General features: G+C 71.1%; 15 protein-coding genes. 6 read left to right on the forward strand and 9 right to left on the reverse strand.

The annotated features are described in order from the left end of the window. Positions 1 to 169 precede the first annotated feature (169 nt). The 3 genes from ACFZBU_RS00795 to ACFZBU_RS00805 are packed head-to-tail and all read left to right on the forward strand — an operon-like array spanning position 170 to position 3,328. Complete coding sequence (locus ACFZBU_RS00795; protein ID WP_391581286.1) at positions 170 to 1,495, forward strand: sensor histidine kinase; 1,326 nt, start codon at positions 170 to 172, stop codon at positions 1,493 to 1,495. Then, a complete protein-coding gene (locus ACFZBU_RS00800) occupies positions 1,452 to 2,132 on the forward strand; it encodes a response regulator (RefSeq protein WP_391581287.1) in 681 nt (226 codons plus the stop codon). The genes ACFZBU_RS00795 and ACFZBU_RS00800 overlap by 44 nt, the downstream gene beginning before the upstream one ends. A 56-nt stretch (positions 2,133 to 2,188) precedes the next feature. Continuing rightward, positions 2,189 to 3,328: a Fic family protein gene (locus ACFZBU_RS00805; RefSeq protein WP_391581288.1), complete on the forward strand. Its 1,140-nt coding sequence runs from the start codon at positions 2,189 to 2,191 to the stop codon at positions 3,326 to 3,328. Between the two features lie 94 nt (positions 3,329 to 3,422). On the opposite strand, the gene ACFZBU_RS00810 is transcribed toward ACFZBU_RS00805, so the two are convergent. From ACFZBU_RS00810 to ACFZBU_RS00820, 3 genes are all read right to left on the reverse strand, one after another. Further along, positions 3,423 to 4,196: an enoyl-CoA hydratase/isomerase family protein gene (locus ACFZBU_RS00810; protein WP_391581289.1), complete on the reverse strand. Its 774-nt coding sequence runs from the start codon at positions 4,194 to 4,196 to the stop codon at positions 3,423 to 3,425. 149 nt (positions 4,197 to 4,345) lie between these two features. Beyond that, on the reverse strand, positions 4,346 to 5,623 hold the full coding sequence (locus tag ACFZBU_RS00815; protein WP_391581290.1) for an Ig-like domain-containing protein: 1,278 nt from the start codon (positions 5,621 to 5,623) through the stop codon (positions 4,346 to 4,348). A 197-nt stretch (positions 5,624 to 5,820) separates the two neighbouring features. Further along, a complete protein-coding gene (locus ACFZBU_RS00820; RefSeq protein WP_391581291.1) occupies positions 5,821 to 6,285 on the reverse strand; it encodes an NAD(P)H-binding protein in 465 nt (154 codons plus the stop codon). A 435-nt stretch (positions 6,286 to 6,720) separates the two neighbouring features. Here ACFZBU_RS00820 and ACFZBU_RS00825 point away from each other — a divergent pair, with 435 nt between their 5' ends. The 3 genes from ACFZBU_RS00825 (at position 6,721) to ACFZBU_RS00835 (ending at position 10,478) form a co-directional block, all read left to right on the forward strand. Further along, a complete protein-coding gene (locus tag ACFZBU_RS00825; protein WP_391581292.1) occupies positions 6,721 to 7,068 on the forward strand; it encodes a hypothetical protein in 348 nt (115 codons plus the stop codon). 178 nt (positions 7,069 to 7,246) lie between these two features. Further along, positions 7,247 to 9,478: a glycogen debranching protein GlgX gene (gene glgX / locus ACFZBU_RS00830; protein ID WP_391581293.1), complete on the forward strand. Its 2,232-nt coding sequence runs from the start codon at positions 7,247 to 7,249 to the stop codon at positions 9,476 to 9,478. Between the two features lie 220 nt (positions 9,479 to 9,698). Beyond that, positions 9,699 to 10,478, forward strand: coding sequence for a tyrosine-protein phosphatase (locus ACFZBU_RS00835; protein ID WP_391581294.1), 780 nt, complete (start codon positions 9,699 to 9,701; stop codon positions 10,476 to 10,478). Between the two features lie 96 nt (positions 10,479 to 10,574). Here the strand turns inward: ACFZBU_RS00835 and ACFZBU_RS00840 are convergent, their stop codons facing one another. From ACFZBU_RS00840 to ACFZBU_RS00865, 6 genes are all read right to left on the reverse strand, one after another. Continuing rightward, a complete protein-coding gene (locus tag ACFZBU_RS00840; protein WP_391581295.1) occupies positions 10,575 to 11,585 on the reverse strand; it encodes a hypothetical protein in 1,011 nt (336 codons plus the stop codon). Between the two features lie 264 nt (positions 11,586 to 11,849). Next, entirely contained in the window at positions 11,850 to 12,245 is a 396-nt protein-coding gene (locus ACFZBU_RS00845; protein ID WP_391581296.1) for a type II toxin-antitoxin system death-on-curing family toxin, read from the reverse strand. Continuing rightward, positions 12,242 to 12,364: a hypothetical protein gene (locus ACFZBU_RS00850; RefSeq protein ID WP_391581297.1), complete on the reverse strand. Its 123-nt coding sequence runs from the start codon at positions 12,362 to 12,364 to the stop codon at positions 12,242 to 12,244. The genes ACFZBU_RS00845 and ACFZBU_RS00850 overlap by 4 nt, the downstream gene beginning before the upstream one ends. 84 nt (positions 12,365 to 12,448) lie before the next feature. Next, the gene (locus tag ACFZBU_RS00855) at positions 12,449 to 12,859 is read right to left on the reverse strand and encodes a Uma2 family endonuclease (protein ID WP_391581298.1); all 411 of its coding nucleotides are present in this window, start codon (positions 12,857 to 12,859) and stop codon (positions 12,449 to 12,451) included. A 98-nt stretch (positions 12,860 to 12,957) separates the two neighbouring features. After that, a complete protein-coding gene (locus tag ACFZBU_RS00860) occupies positions 12,958 to 13,569 on the reverse strand; it encodes a hypothetical protein (protein WP_391581299.1) in 612 nt (203 codons plus the stop codon). A 105-nt stretch (positions 13,570 to 13,674) separates the two neighbouring features. After that, positions 13,675 to 14,082 carry a hypothetical protein gene (locus ACFZBU_RS00865; protein ID WP_391581300.1) on the reverse strand — a complete coding sequence of 136 codons (408 nt, stop codon included), beginning with the start codon at positions 14,080 to 14,082 and terminating at the stop codon, positions 13,675 to 13,677. Positions 14,083 to 14,414 lie beyond the last annotated feature (332 nt).

Below are 14,414 nucleotides of genomic sequence, written 5' to 3' on the forward strand. Positions count from 1 at the left end.
GAATGGGTCGAACAGCCGCGTGTCGCCGCGGGCCGCGTCCGCGACCGGGACGACGGTCGGTGTGCGCCGGCGCCGGGTGCCCGGGGGAGCCATCGGGCGGGCGGCGGGCGAACGAAGCGGGCCGGCCGCGGCCGAACGAACCGCACGAAATCATGAAGGAGGCCTGCGGATGGGTGCCGACCATCGCTCGGCGGCCGGGGGCGGCGCGCCGGCCGTCATCGAGCCGGGCGCCGCGGCGCCGTCGGCCGTCGCCGGACCCCCACCGGCCGCCCCGGGGCCGCCGGCCGGCCTCCTGGGGATGGCCGAACGCCGGGTCCGGGCCTTCCCGTGGCGCCGCGCCGACCTGCTGATCGCGCTCGGCTGCGCCGCGGCCGACGTCGTCTCGTTCGCGTTGTCCGAACACGGCGGCGGGCCGCACCGATACGTGGTCGGCCTGCTGCTGCTCGTGGCGGGCGCCGCGTCGACGGCGGTACGCCGCCGGTATCCGGTGCACGTGCTCGGCGTGGTGGCCGCGCTCAGCCTGGCCGCGATCCTGATCGCCGCGCCGACCGAGTACAACTTCGGCGTGTCGCTCACCGTCGGGCTGTACTCGGTGGCCCGCTACCGCTCCCGGCGCGTGGTCGCCCTTACCGGGGTCGCCGTGCTGGCGAGTCAGGTGGTGTGCGGCGTCCGGATCGGATGGTCGCTGCCGATGGCGGTGCTCGCCGATCTGTCCGCGATCTGTGTGGCGAGCGCGGCCGGGATCGGGGTGCGCAGGTGGCAGGAGCAGGTGGAGCTGAACCGGCAGCTGCTGGCGGATCGGGCGGTGGCCGAGGAGCGTCGGCGGATCGCGCGCGAGATGCACGACATCGTGGCGCACCACATCACCACGATGTACCTGATGTCCGGCGGCGCGCGGTCCACCCTCGACCGCGATCCGGACACCGCCCGGGCCGCGCTGGTCACCCTGGAGTCGTCCGGCCGCACGGCGCTGCGCGAGATGCGCCAACTGCTCGGCGTTCTGCGCGGCTCGGACGTCGCCGAGGACGCGCCCTCGGAACCCCAGCCGGGGATCGACGAGATCGACCGGCTGATCACCGAGTCGCGCGCGGCCGGTCTGCCCGTCGAATTCGAGGAACTCGGCGAGCCGCGGGCGCTGCCGCCCGCGACCGCGCTCACCCTGTACCGGATCGCGCAGGAGGCGCTCACGAACGCGCGCAAGCACGCGGGCAACGCGCGTGCCTTCGTGCGCCTGGAATACGGCTCGGACCGGGTCACCGTGGAGATCTGCGACGACGGCGACGGCGGTGGGTCGGCGATGGTGGGCGGCGGGTACGGTCTCCTGGGTATGCGCGAGCGCGTCGCCGTGCACGGCGGCACGCTGGAGGCGGGCAGGCGACCCGAAGGCGGGTATCGCGTCGCCGCGCTCGTGCCGCTGCCGCCGATGGAGCCAGGAGAGGACCGGAACCGAGATGAGCGTGGACGCACCCCCGATCACCGTGCTGCTCGCGGATGATCAACCGCTCGTGCGCCGGGGCCTGGCCATGATCCTGCGCTCCGATCCCGGCATCGACGTGATCGGCGAGGTGGGCGACGGCGCGCAGGCCATCGAGGCGGCCCACCGACTGCGCCCGAACGTGATCCTGATGGACATCCGGATGCCCGTGCTCGACGGCGTCAAGGCCACCGCCCGGCTGACCGAGGAACTGCCCGAGTGCCGGGTGCTCGCGCTGAGCACGTTCGACATGGACGAGTACGTGGTCGGCGCGCTGCGCGCGGGCGCGATCGGCTTCCTGCCCAAGGACGTGTCCCCCGAGGAGTTGATCGCGGCGGTCTACACCGTGCACCTCGGCGAGGCGGCGGTCGCGCCGCGGCTGTTGACCCGGCTGATCGAATCCTTCGTCAAGGCACCCTCGGCCCCGCAGCCCTCGACGACGGCGCTGCGCGACCTCACCCCGCGTGAGGTGGAGGTGCTCCGCCTGATCGCCGCGGGTCTGGACAACGCCGAGATCGCCCAGGCGATGAGCATCGGCGTGCAGACCGTCAAGAACCACGCCACGGGCCTGTTCGCCAAACTCGGCGTGCGCGACCGCGCCCAGGCGGTCGTCTTCGCCTACGAATCCGGCCTGGTCCAGGCGGGACGGACGCCGTAGGGCGGGGCGCCGGCCGCATCACCCCTCCGACCCTACGTGTGTCGTAGTATCGGAGGGTGTTGTACGAGACCCCGTCCCTGAGTCCCGACGATTTCCGGGTGATCGAGGAGATCGAGGCGTTTCGAGCCGAATTCCGCCACCGACTGGCCGAGCCGCATCGATGGGAGGGGCAACTCCGGCGCTCCCTCACCGCCGCCGCGGTGCGCGGCTCCACGCACATCGAGGGCTACTCGATCACCGCGCAGGACGCCGAGACCCTGGTGGCCGGCGGCGAGATCTCCCCCGAGACCGACGACGCCACCCGGGGCGCGGTCACCGGCTATCGCGACGCGCTCACCTACATCCAGCGAGCGTCCGGCTTTCGGATCTTCTCCTGGGACCACACCCTGCTGTCCGCCCTGCACTTCATGATGACCAGGACGGACGAGGAGACCAGGCCCGGTGAATACCGCACCGGCGCGGCGTGGGTCTCCGGCGGACCCAACCGACCGCCCGTGTACACCGCCCCCGACCCGGAACAGGTCCCCGACCTGATGGCCGAGCTCCTGACCCGACTCGACCATGACGAATCGGACGTCCCCGCACTCGTCCGTGCCTCGATGGCCCACCTCAACCTGGTCTCCATCCACCCCTGGCGCGACGGCAACGGACGCATGTCCCGTGCCGTGCATACCCTCGTCCTCGCCCGCGAGGGAGTCCTCGCCCCGGAGTTCTCGAGCATCGAGGAATGGCTCGGCGCCGACGACTTCAACACCCGCGAGTACTACGCCGCGCTGCGCTCCGTGCAGCACGGATCGTGGCAACCACGACACGACGCACACTCCTGGATCCGGTTCTGCCTCACCGCCCACCATCTCCAGGCCCAGGAGGTGCAGCGTCGCTTCGAAACCGCCGCCCGCCTGTGGTTCCGGCTCGAAGCCATCGCCCGCCGGCACGGCCTCGACGAGCGCACGGTCTCCGCCCTGTACGCCGCGACCAATGGCACCCTGCGCCGCACCACCTACCAGGCCGAGGAAGCCCTCACCCGCGATCAGGCCCTCGGCGACCTGCGCGCCCTGCGCCGGCTGAACCTCGTCGAATCAGTCGGCCATGCCCGCACCCAGCACTACCTCGCCGGTGCCGAAGTGCGCCGAGCCCGGATCGAGATCCACAACGAAGTCCACGCGGATCTGTACCGCGAGCCCTATCCGGACTGAGCGATGGGCCCTGCGGGGCTGCGCGGCGCAGCCGTACGGACAGCGGAGCCCGTGGGTCGCACCCCCGGGCTCCGCGGCCGTCGCAGGTCCGCGATCAGCGTCCCGTGAACTTCGGCTTCTCCTTGGCCACGAAGGCGCGCATGCCGGTGCCGCGGTCCTCGGTGGCGAACAGGGCGGTGAACTGGAGGCGTTCGATCTCCAGGCCGGTGTCCAGGTCGACGTCGAGGCCGCGGTCGATCGCCTCCTTGGCCGCGCGCAACGCGTAGGCCGGGCCGTCGGCGAACCGGGCGGCCCACTTCACGGCCTCGGTGTACACGTCCTCGGCCGGAACGACCCGGTCGACCAGGCCGATGGCCAGGGCCTCGTCGGCGGCCACGAAGCGGCCGGTGAAGATCAGGTCCTTGGCCTTGGACGGGCCGATCAGGCGGGGGAGGCGCTGGGTGCCGCCCGCGCCGGGGATGATGCCCAGGGTGATTTCCGGTTGGCCGAGTTTCGCGGTGTCGGCGCAGACGCGGACGTCCGCGCACAGCGCGAGTTCGCAGCCGCCGCCGAGCGCGAAGCCGGTGATCGCGGCGACCACCGGCTTGGGGATTTCGGCAACCGCGGTGAAGGAGGACTGGAGAGCGGCACCCCGGTCGGCCATGTCGGTGTAGGACATGTCGGCCATCTCTTTGATGTCCGCGCCCGCCGCGAAGACCTTTTCGCCACCGTAGAGGACGACCGCGCGCACGTCGGCCCGTTCGCCCGCCTCCTGCGCCGTCGCCCGCAGCTCCTCCTGGAGTTGCCGGTTCAGCGCGTTCATCGGCGGCCGGCTCAGCCGGATCGTGCCGACGCCGTCGGCCACTTCCAGGTTGACGAATTCGCCCATGACGCTCTCCTTTGGTCAGCCCTGATGTGCTCTGACCCGACCTTAGGCGCCGGCCCCCCACGCAGCCGCGAGCGGGGCCGTCGGCGGGTGCGCCTCGACCCCGTCTCGGGCCCGTCGGCGCTGCCGCCCGAGCGCGGCCTCCGGTCCCCTCAGTGCGTCGGCGTCGTGGTCGTCGGCGCGCCGCTGCCGGGCGTGCTGCTCGCGATCCACTTGTCCCAGGGCAGGTTCCAGTCGGCGAAGCCGTTGTCCGGGTCCACGGTGCGCTCGTCGGAGCCGGAGATGTCCACGACGTCGCCCGGGATCACCCGGTCGTACAGCCACTTGGCGTTCTCCTTCGTCATCGAGACGCAGCCGTGGCTGGTGTTCTCGCTGCCGAAGACACTCGGGTCGGCCCAGTAGTTGCCGTGCACGAAGGTGCCCGACGTGGTGATGCGCATCGCGAACGGGACGTCGTCGATGTCGTATTCGCTGCCCAGGCCCACGGTCTGCGAGTTCATCCGGGTCTTCTCGAACTTCTCGGTGATCGCCATCTTCCCGTTCCACGTGCTGTACTTCGGCGACTTGCCGGCCGTGATCGGGATGGTCTTGATCAACTGGTCGTTCTCGTACACCTTCATGGTGTGCGCCTTCACGTCCACCATGGCGATCCGCTTGGTGGCGGCCACCTTGAAGCTGTAGCTCTTGAACTGGTTGGCGATCGCGCCGTTGCCGACGTCGACCCCGCGCAGGTTGAGGTTGACCTTCACGCTCGTGCCGGGCGCCCAGTAGTCCTTCGGGCGGTAGTCCACCCGGGTGTTGTCGAACCAGTGCCAGGCGCCCTCGACCTTGGGCTCGACGTCGACGGACAGCGCCTTCTCCACGGCGGCGCGGTTGCGGACCGGGTAGTCGAAGGTCAGCGACACCGGGTAGCCGACGCCGACGGTGGCGCCGTCCTCGGGGCTGAACCTCGCGGTGACCTTCTTGTCGCCGGACAACGTGCCGAACGTCGCGCGGGCGGTGGTGGGCGTGTTGTCGGCGTTGGTCGCGGTCGCGGTGACCGTGTACTTGCCGCCGAGGGTGAAGGCGACCTTGGGCTTCCAGGTCTTGCCGTCGGGGTCGAGTGCGCCGTCGACCGGTTCGTTCTGCGCGTTGACGACCTTGACCTCGCCGAGCCTGCCCCCGTTGACCGCGATCGTGATCGGCGCCTGCGGGTCGATCGCGGTCGCGCCGTCCGCCGGGGTCAGCGTGATCGCGGCCGGATCGGCGCCCTTCTTCCCGTCGCCCTTGGTCGTCGAGGTGTTCCCGCCCTCGGGCTTCCTGTCGTCGTCCTTGCCGTCGTCGGAGCTACAGCCCGACACGAGCAGGAGCGCGCCGAGCATCAGTGCGGGCACCACGCGCCATCGAGCCGGTGACCACTTCGACGAGAGCGCCTTCGATCCTGCTGACATGTACGGGTAGTCCCTTCATCCGGAGCCGAGTCGTGACCCGGCCTGGGCCGAAAGCCACATCTCCCAACCCATGTGACGAATCGAACATCCAACGCGGTTCCGAAGTCCCGGTCCCTCGCGGGCAAATGCGGCCATCCCCGCCATCCTCTCCGACAACGGGCGGCCGGTTGACCGCGATTGCGCCGCGTCGACGCGCCTCACTCGGCCCGCCGATCGGCCTCCACCAGCTCGTGGACCAGTGCCGGATCCGGGTATCCCGGCCGATCGGAACCGCCGGCCGGCAACTGATGGATGATCAATTCGTACTCCCGTTCGCCCTCTTGGGCCACAGGAAGGGTCGTCGGCTGTGGCAGGACCGTGACGATCCGCTGGAGATCCGTACCCTCCGCGGCCTCCAGCAACCACTCCCAGGTGTCGCCCGGCGAACCGTCCCCGTCCTCGCCGCGATCGAGGTGCACCACGGTGTGCGCGCCCTCCAGCACCGCGCCCAGTCGCCCCGGGTCGCACAGGTCGCTCACCGCGACCCGGATGCCGGCCGCACGCAGCGCGCCGACCGCGCCGCGGTCGCGGACGGTGGCCCGCACCTCTCCGTCCGCGGCAGCGAGTTCGAGCGCGACGGCGCGACCGAGAGGTTGGTCGGCTCCGGTGACTACGACGGGCATACCGGCAACCTTACTTAAACCCGGCATTCGTGAAGCTCGCGTGAAGACGGGAGCACGCGCCTCCCGGTGCGGTCCCACGGAGTGAATCGACGTGCATTTCCGCGCTCGGCCGGTAGGGAACGACGCCATGGTTACTTACCGTTCATCGACAAAGCCATGAAATCCGGCCACAATGGCCGAAACTCTAGGCCGAATCGGCGGAAATCCCGCCTCTGCCGCAACCCTCCGTGTCGGCGCTCGTTGGGGGTTGGGGGGCTCCCATGTCACTCTCCCGAGCGAAGCCGGGCCACGTGACTGGATTTGTTGTCACTGTTTGCGACAGCTTGGTCACACGAAGTCGCTTCGGAGGCCGGATCGTTCGCCCCCCGCAGCGGCCCGTGCACCTGATGGGATGCCCCGGGCCCAGCCCGGATCCGCAACACACGGAGGATCCACATGAACCGCAAGCTCGGCACTCTCGCCGTCGCCCCGCTCGCCGCCGGCCTGCTTTTCCTGGGCGCCGGCGCCGCCTGCGCCGACGGTGGCAACGGCACCGTCGGCGACAACGGCTCGAACGCGTCGACCACGACCTCCACCACCACCAACAGTGGCAGCGGGAACGTGCTCGGCGGCGTGGACGGCAACTACAACGCGACCCAGCAGAGTGCGACCGGCGCCGGGGCCTCGAACCAGAACAACACCGCGGGCGTCAACGGCAACTCGGGCGTCGTGGTGATCGATCAGGGCAATGCCAACATCGCCGAGACCTCCACGGCGATCCACCACTGGCACCCCTGGTTCTGAGCAGACCCGATCGGCCGCACCGACCCGGCCGATCGTCACTCCGCTGCGGCGGCATCCCTCGGGGGATGCCGCCGCAGCGGCGTACCGGGACGGGCTCTCGTCCGGGTGATCCGGGCGCGGGCGTGTAGGCGTGGGCGCCCGGCGGGAACATCCTGGGGACCGGGATGGGAGGCGGGCCGTGACGCTCGAATGGGAATCGACGGACCCCGAGGTCGATGCGCGTGGCGTGCTCGGCGGATACGCCACGCCCAACGGCCGGGTGCCGCCGCCCTGGCCGGGTCGCCGGTTGCCGCTCGGTGCGCGCTTCGACGGCGCGGGCACCAACTTCGCGCTGTGGGCGGGCGACGCGGAGGCGGTGGACCTGTGCCTGTTCGAGGACGGACCGGATGGGACGCTGCGCGAGAGTCGGCTGCCGCTGCGCGAGCAGACGTTCCGGGTGTGGCACGGCTACGTGCCCGGCGTGCGCCCCGGACAGCGGTACGGCTACCGCGTGCACGGGCGCTGGGAGCCGGGGCGGGGTGCCCGCTGGAACCCGGCCAAGCTGCTCCTGGACCCCTACGCGCGAGCCGTGGACGGCGATTTCGTCCTGCACGACGCGGTGTTCGGACACGTGCGCGGCCGGGACGACACGGTGCGCGACGATCGCGACTCGGCCGCCTACGTCCCCAAGTCGGTGGTCGTGGCGGACGACAGCGACTGGTCGCAGGACCGGCGGCCGAAGATCCCGTGGGCCGAGAGTGTCATCTACGAACTGCACGTCAAGGGCTTCACCGCACGCCATCCGCGCATCCCGGACCACCTGCGTGGCACCTACGCGGGCCTGGCCCACCCGGCCGCGATCGACCACCTGGTCCGACTGGGGGTGACCGCGGTCGAGTTGTTGCCGGTGCATCAGTTCGTGTCCGAGGAACACCTGTTGCGCGGCGGGCGGACCAACCACTGGGGCTACAACACGGTGGGCTTCTTCGCGCCGCACGCCGGCTACAGTTCGGCGGGCGGGCGCGGCGGTCAGGTGCACGAGTTCCGGGACATGGTGCACGCGCTGCACGCGGCCGGACTCGAAGTGATCCTGGACGTGGTCTACAACCACACCGGCGAGGGCGGGCCGGCCGGGCCCACGCTGTGCTTTCGGGGCATCGACAACGGCGGCTACTACCGGTTGGCCGACGGGGGCCGGCACTACACCGACTACACCGGCTGCGGGAACACGCTCGACGTGGTGCGGCCGCACGTACTGCAACTGATCACCGACTCGCTGCGCTACTGGGTGATCGAGATGGGCGTGGACGGCTTCCGGTTCGACCTGGCGGCGGCCCTGGCCCGGTCGATGCACGACGTGGACATGCTGTCCTCGTTCCTGACCGTGATCGCCCAGGACCCGGTGTTGTCCCGGGTCAAGCTGATTGCCGAGCCGTGGGATCTGGGCGCCGGCGGCTATCAGGTGGGCGCGTTTCCGCCGCTGTGGACGGAGTGGAACGACCAGTATCGGGACGCGGTCCGCGACTTCTGGCGAGGCGCCCACCCGGACGTGCGCGGGTTGGCCTACCGGCTGTCCGGCTCGTCCGACCTGTACCAGCGCGACGGGCGCAACCCGTACGCCTCGATCAACTTCGTCACCGCGCACGACGGCTTCACGATGCGCGACCTGGTCACCTACGAGCGCAAGCGCAACGAGGCGAACGGCGAGGACAACCGGGACGGCACCGACAACAACCGGTCGTGGAACCACGGCTACGAGGGCGAGACGTCGGACCCGAACGTGGTCTCGCTGCGCAAGCGGCAGATCCGCAATCTGATGACCACCCTGCTGTTGTCCACGGGTGTCCCGATGATCACCTCCGGCGACGAGATGGGCCGCACCCAGGCGGGCAACAACAACGCCTACTGCCAGGACAACGAGTTGTCCTGGCTGGACTGGTCGGCGCTGGACTCGCCGCAGTGGCGGCCGCTGCTCGATCTGACCGCCCGACTGATCCGGCTGCGGCGGGCGCATCCGGTGTTGTGCCGGCGGGCGTTCTACTCGGGTCGCCCGGTGGCGCCGGACGGGTTGCGCGATCTGGCCTGGTTCACGCCCGGCGGGCGCGAGATGACCCGCAAGGACTGGTTCGCGCCGACGGCAACGCTGGGCATGTACCTGTCCGGCCTGGACATCGACCGCCGGGGCCCGCGCGGCGAACGCATCCTGGACGACAGCTTCCTGTTCATCCTGCACGCGTCCTCGCAGCCGATGCGCTTCACCCTGCCGGACGAGCCGTGGGCGCACAGTTACGAGGTGGTCCTGGACACGGCGCTGGAGGGCGACCCGATGGCGCGCTACAGCGAGCCGGTCGCGGGCGGCAGCGGGCTGCGGCTGGCCGGGCGCTCGGCGATGTTGTTGCGGGTCGAGCACGCGGTGTGGGCGCCCACGTAGCGGCGGTGCGCGGTTCGGGCGCCGCCCGGGACGGCAAGAGCGGTGTCGAGACGGCCGAGTGCGGACGTCCGGATGGCCGGGGGTGATCGTCGACATCGCCGGCTGCGGGCAGCGACATCCTCCGCCGTACGCTCACGTAGGGTGGAGACACTCGCCCCCGGCAGCCGCCCGTCCGGCATCCGCTCGCCCGGCATCTCCTCGAAGCGAAGGACCGCGCACCATGACGTCCCCGACGCCGATCCTGGTCACCGCCCCGAACTTTCGTGACGCGGGTGGGCATGCCACCGCGGACGGTCGCAAGGTGCGCACGGGTCTCGTGTACCGCTCCGACGGACTGGGCGAGGTGGATGCCGCGGACGCCGCGACGCTGCTGCGACTGGGCATCGGTCTGGTGATCGACCTGCGCTCGGACACCGAGCGCGACCGCGAGCCGGACCGGGTGCCGGACGGCGCCGAGCTGTTGATCGCGGACGTGATGGGGCGCCAGAACGACGAGCTGTTCGGCGAGGTGTTCGCCGACCCGGACCGCGCGGGCGAACTGCTCGGCGGCACCGCCGGGCGCGACCTGATGTGCGAGGTGTACCGGCGCTTCGTGACCACCGAGGGCGCCCGGACCGCCTACCGCGACGTGTTCGCGCGGATGGCGGCCGTGGACGTGCCGACGGTGTTCCACTGCTCGCAGGGCAAGGACCGGACCGGGTGGACCTCGGCGGTGCTGCTCACCCTGCTCGGGGTGCCGCGTGCGACCGTCGTCGAGGACTATCTGGCCAGCGCGAAGCACCTCGCGGAAAAGAACGGCGAGATTCTCCGGCACATCGCCGAGCGCGGCTTCGACCCCGCCCACCTCGAACCGGTCTTCGACGTGCACGAGGACTACCTGAACACGGCGTTCGACACGGCGGAGGAGCGGTACGGGTCGGTCGAGGGCTACGTGCGGGACGGACTGGGGCTGACCGACGCGCAGGTCGCGCGGTTGCGGGAGCGGTTGTTGACGCAGTAGCAGCAGGTGTCGACGGGCCGGCGGTGGTCGGTGCGCGGACACGTGTCCCGCCCGCCGAGGGTGGGCCGTACCGCCCATCCCCGGCGGCACACGGGGTCAGCCGCGCGGCGGGCCCCACGGCGGCGGGGGCTGGTGGTACCCGGAGTGCGGCTGCTGCCAGGCCGGGTGTTGTTGCGGGTTGGACGCCTGGTGCGGCGGGGCGGGCGGGAACGGCCCCGGCGGGAAGAACCCCTGCGGCTGGGCGGGCTGCGGCTGCCACGGGTTGGCCTGGTTCGGGAACAGCGGCATCGGCGGCGGGACCGGCGCCGGCCGGCGGGTCGGGTGCGGTCCACCGCGGAAGGTGACGCCGTAGCGGCTGCGTACCCGGCGGATCTCCCACAGCGACATCAGCGTGATGGTGATCGGGCCGCCGAGGGTGCCGACCAGCCGTACGCCGGTCGGCAGCGCACCCTTGCCGCCGTCGTCACCCAGGTCGACCAGCGCGCCGCACCACGAGAGCCAGGGCGCGATCACCGCGGGCAGCAGCGGGTGTCCGTCCACGGCGCGGAACAGGTGCTGGGGGATCGCCCGGACCGCGAGGAACCAGAAGCGCAGCACCCACAGCGACACGATCAGACCGAGCAGCGTGATGAAGAACGAGCCCACGTCGGCGCCCGCGTTGACCTTTCGGGATCCGTACGCCAGCGAGGTCAGGCCGCCGAGCGTGGCCACCGAGACGATCACGAACAGGCCGAGCGAACGCAGCGGCAACATCAGGCTCTTGCGCGTCTCGGTCCGCACGTCCGAGCGGGTCAGGGCGACGATGATGCCCACCGCGATCGGGCACGCGATGATCGCCACGAAGACGGACGCGACGAAGCTTGTCATCCAGCCCTGCGCGGCGTCCTCGCCGCCGCCGTAGGTGACCGCGATCCAGACCAGTACACCGAGGCCGAGCCAGGACCGGATCGCGCGTACCCGCTCCAGGGTCACATCGCGCCCGATCAGCCGATAGTCGGGCACGAAGTACCGCTCGGCGACTCGCTTCGGCAGCGGAATCCAGCCGAAGGCGAACATCGCCTTGCGATCGGTTCCGGCGGCTCCGGGCGGATGGAAGGACTGCGTCACAAGTACGCCTTTCTCGACGACGCGCCCCCGTGCAGGCGCCGACTCGCCCCGATGTTAGGGGGTGTCGGCGCGGCGCCATGCCGTGTCCGGCGGATCCTGGTGGGGTCGCGCCGCCCGGCATCCGCCCTTCGGGCTCCTCGCTGCGCCCGTCTCGCCGCACCGGAGAAACAGCCGAAGGGAACCACCATGCGGCTGCTTCTCCGGCATGCCGAGCCACGGCACCCGATGACGCGACCTCATCCACCGGGATCCGCCGGACACGGCCTAGTCGCCGGTTCGGGCGCGCAGCGCGGCGCGCAACGCATCCGCGATCGGCCGGATTTCGCTCAGCGAACCGTCCGCCACGGCCATGATCAGGTCGAACGTCGCGTCCTCGTCCAGGAGTTCGACGTCGATCCCGTTGTATTCGAGAAAGACCACGGCGGCCACCAGGCCGGTCCGCTTGTTGCCGTCCAGGAACGGGTGATTGGCCACGATCGAGTGCAACAGCGCGGCGGCCTTGGCCCAGGGGTCGGGATAGGCGTCGACGCCGAACGCGGACGCGCCGGGACGGGCCACGCCGGACTCGATCAGGGCGCGGTCACGGATCCCGGGGTTCCCGGTGGTCTCCTCGGCGACGGCGATCGCGTCGGCGGCGGTGAGCAGGTACACGTCGCTCACGCCTCCTTCAACCGCCGCAACAGCTCGGGATGCCGCTCGGCAAACCGCCGCGCCAACTCCCGGACCCGCACCGCGGCTTCCTGCTGCATATCGGCTTCCCGCCGGGCATCCTCGGACATGCGCAAACCCTACGACCCCCGCCCCCACCCCGCCCGCGCATTTCCCGGAGCGCGACGACGCGGGCCCGGACCCGAGTCCGCCCGTCAGCGCAGCCTGCGCAACTCGTCGGGACGAACCGTCACCGGGAACGGTGCGGGCGGCATCGCCGCCCGGGCTCCTTCGGCTCGGGTCACCGACGCATACGCCCCGTTGCGCAGTTCGAAGCCTTCGAGTACGGAATCGTTCGGCTCCAGGACCCGGTAGAACTCGATCCCCCACGACGCGTACTTCCCGAGCTTGTCCACACCGTCTCGCCCCGCCTGTCCCGGCGAAACGATCTCGACCGCGAGCAGTACGTGCTCCGGATCGAGCCGGATGTCGTCCTCGCCGGACTCCTCACCCGCTCGGGCGGCGGCCCCGTCGATCACCACGACGTCCGGTTGGGTGAAGTCGTTGTCGTGTCGCACGTTGATGTTCTCGTACCCGACACAGTCGATCCGAGCAATCGAATGCAAGAAGGCTCACGACTCTCCTTCGATTGACCGGACATGTCTGATTCCATCGGGCGGAGATGCCCGCTCCGCGGATGAGCGGTCGCCGCCCGTTGCCTGCTCTACTTCCTCGACCAGTCGTGCTGGGGGAGTTCGGCGCGGCCCTGGGGGGTGTCGGCGTTGGCGCGGAGGAGGACCGCGGTGGGGGAGACGCCCTTGGGGAGGTCGAACCACAGGTCCTCGACCAGGGTGTCGGAGGCGCCGAGGGTGAACTCGCGGAGCTGGCGCTTGATCTCCATCGATTCCAGGTCCATGCCGAGTCGGCTGTCGTCCGGCAGGACCAGGCGCTGCTCCAGGTTGGCGATGTGCACCGTGGCCAGCGAGGTGTTGGCGATGGAGACCTTGACCCGGCACAGGCGGCCCTGGGCGAAGTGCTCGGCGTGGGTGCCGGTGATCCATTCGATTCCGCAGGTGAGGCCCTGCACGGTGAACGTGGCCGGTCCGCTGAGCACGGCCGGGGCCTTGACCGGTATCTCCCACTCGCGCATGGTCATCTTCAGCGGCCTGTCCTTCTCCGGCCAGTACAGCGCCGCCGCGCCCGCAGCCAGGCCCGCGCCGATCAGCAGCCCGAGTACGAACCCGATCGCGATCCACTGCCGAATCCGCCGCCGGCACCGGAGATGCCCGACCACCTCGCCCCGTAACTCCTCGACCTTCCGTCCCACCACACCCATGCGCCGCCCCCGTGTCCGGACCCCGAAGCCCGCATCGTATGGGCGCGCTCCCACCGCCGGCGAGGGCTTCCGGGACGCGCCTCCCGCCCGGTTGTCGGGGCCGGCTCACCCGTTCGGGGGGTGGCCGTGATCGATCAGGGCCGCCGCCGCGCGGGCGATGGCGGCGTCGAGCGGGGCGAGCGGGGTGGGGATGGGGTTCTCGGTGGGTGGGACGAACCAGACCAGGGGCCCGGCCTCGCTGCGGGGCGGGGGAAAGGTGACCCATGCGCCGCGGCCGTGCCGACTGGGGCCGCGGAGGTCGCGGAGGCGGGTGCGGGCCGGGGAGGTGACCGGGACCAGGAAGCCCATCTTGGCGCAACGTCGGTCGTGGATCACCGGCCCGACCCGAACTCCCGCGGCACGCAGGTGCTCGACCACCTCGCGGCCCAACCGCGCGTCGACCTCGATCACGTCGAAGGTCTGGCCGGCGGCGACCAGGCGCGGAGCGTAGGGATTGCCGGACGAGTCACTCATGGGACGGCACCTTGGCCAATCGGGTCGGACCGGACCCCCGCAAGCTCCATCCCAGCCTGCCGAACCCGCCCACGTGGGCAATATCCACAAGTTGATGCGTTTCCGTCACCTGTTCGGCCCACAACGACGGCGGCCCGAACCCGACCCCACCCGCGGGAAGCCCGGCCGGGGGGGGCGGCCCGAGCGCGGAACGGCCGCGGGGGCGGGGGGGGGGTTGGGCCCCCCCCCCCCCCCCCCCGCCGGGGTGACCTGGGTACCCGCGGGGGGGTGAGTGGTTGGGGGTCAGCGGGGGGGTGTTGGCCCGGGGCGGGTAGCCGCCGGCCCAGGGGGCC

Origin of the sequence: Embleya sp. NPDC008237, assembly GCF_042956465.1 — a bacterium.
GTDB lineage: Bacteria > Actinomycetota > Actinomycetes > Streptomycetales > Streptomycetaceae > Embleya.

Excerpts from the sequence above, each read along its gene's own strand:
- ACFZBU_RS00795 (WP_391581286.1), top strand. The coding sequence starts at position 170 with ATGGGTGCCGACCATCGCTCGGCGGCCGGGGGCGGCGCGCCGGCCGTC.
- ACFZBU_RS00800 (WP_391581287.1), top strand. The coding sequence starts at position 1,452 with ATGAGCGTGGACGCACCCCCGATCACCGTGCTGCTCGCGGATGATCAA.
- ACFZBU_RS00810 (WP_391581289.1), bottom strand. The coding sequence starts at position 4,196 with ATGGGCGAATTCGTCAACCTGGAAGTGGCCGACGGCGTCGGCACGATC.
- ACFZBU_RS00815 (WP_391581290.1), bottom strand. The coding sequence starts at position 5,623 with ATGTCAGCAGGATCGAAGGCGCTCTCGTCGAAGTGGTCACCGGCTCGA.
- ACFZBU_RS00820 (WP_391581291.1), bottom strand. The coding sequence starts at position 6,285 with ATGCCCGTCGTAGTCACCGGAGCCGACCAACCTCTCGGTCGCGCCGTC.
- ACFZBU_RS00825 (WP_391581292.1), top strand. The coding sequence starts at position 6,721 with ATGAACCGCAAGCTCGGCACTCTCGCCGTCGCCCCGCTCGCCGCCGGC.
- ACFZBU_RS00835 (WP_391581294.1), top strand. The coding sequence starts at position 9,699 with ATGACGTCCCCGACGCCGATCCTGGTCACCGCCCCGAACTTTCGTGAC.
- ACFZBU_RS00850 (WP_391581297.1), bottom strand. The coding sequence starts at position 12,364 with ATGTCCGAGGATGCCCGGCGGGAAGCCGATATGCAGCAGGAAGCCGCG.
- ACFZBU_RS00860 (WP_391581299.1), bottom strand. The coding sequence starts at position 13,569 with ATGGGTGTGGTGGGACGGAAGGTCGAGGAGTTACGGGGCGAGGTGGTC.
- ACFZBU_RS00865 (WP_391581300.1), bottom strand. The coding sequence starts at position 14,082 with ATGAGTGACTCGTCCGGCAATCCCTACGCTCCGCGCCTGGTCGCCGCC.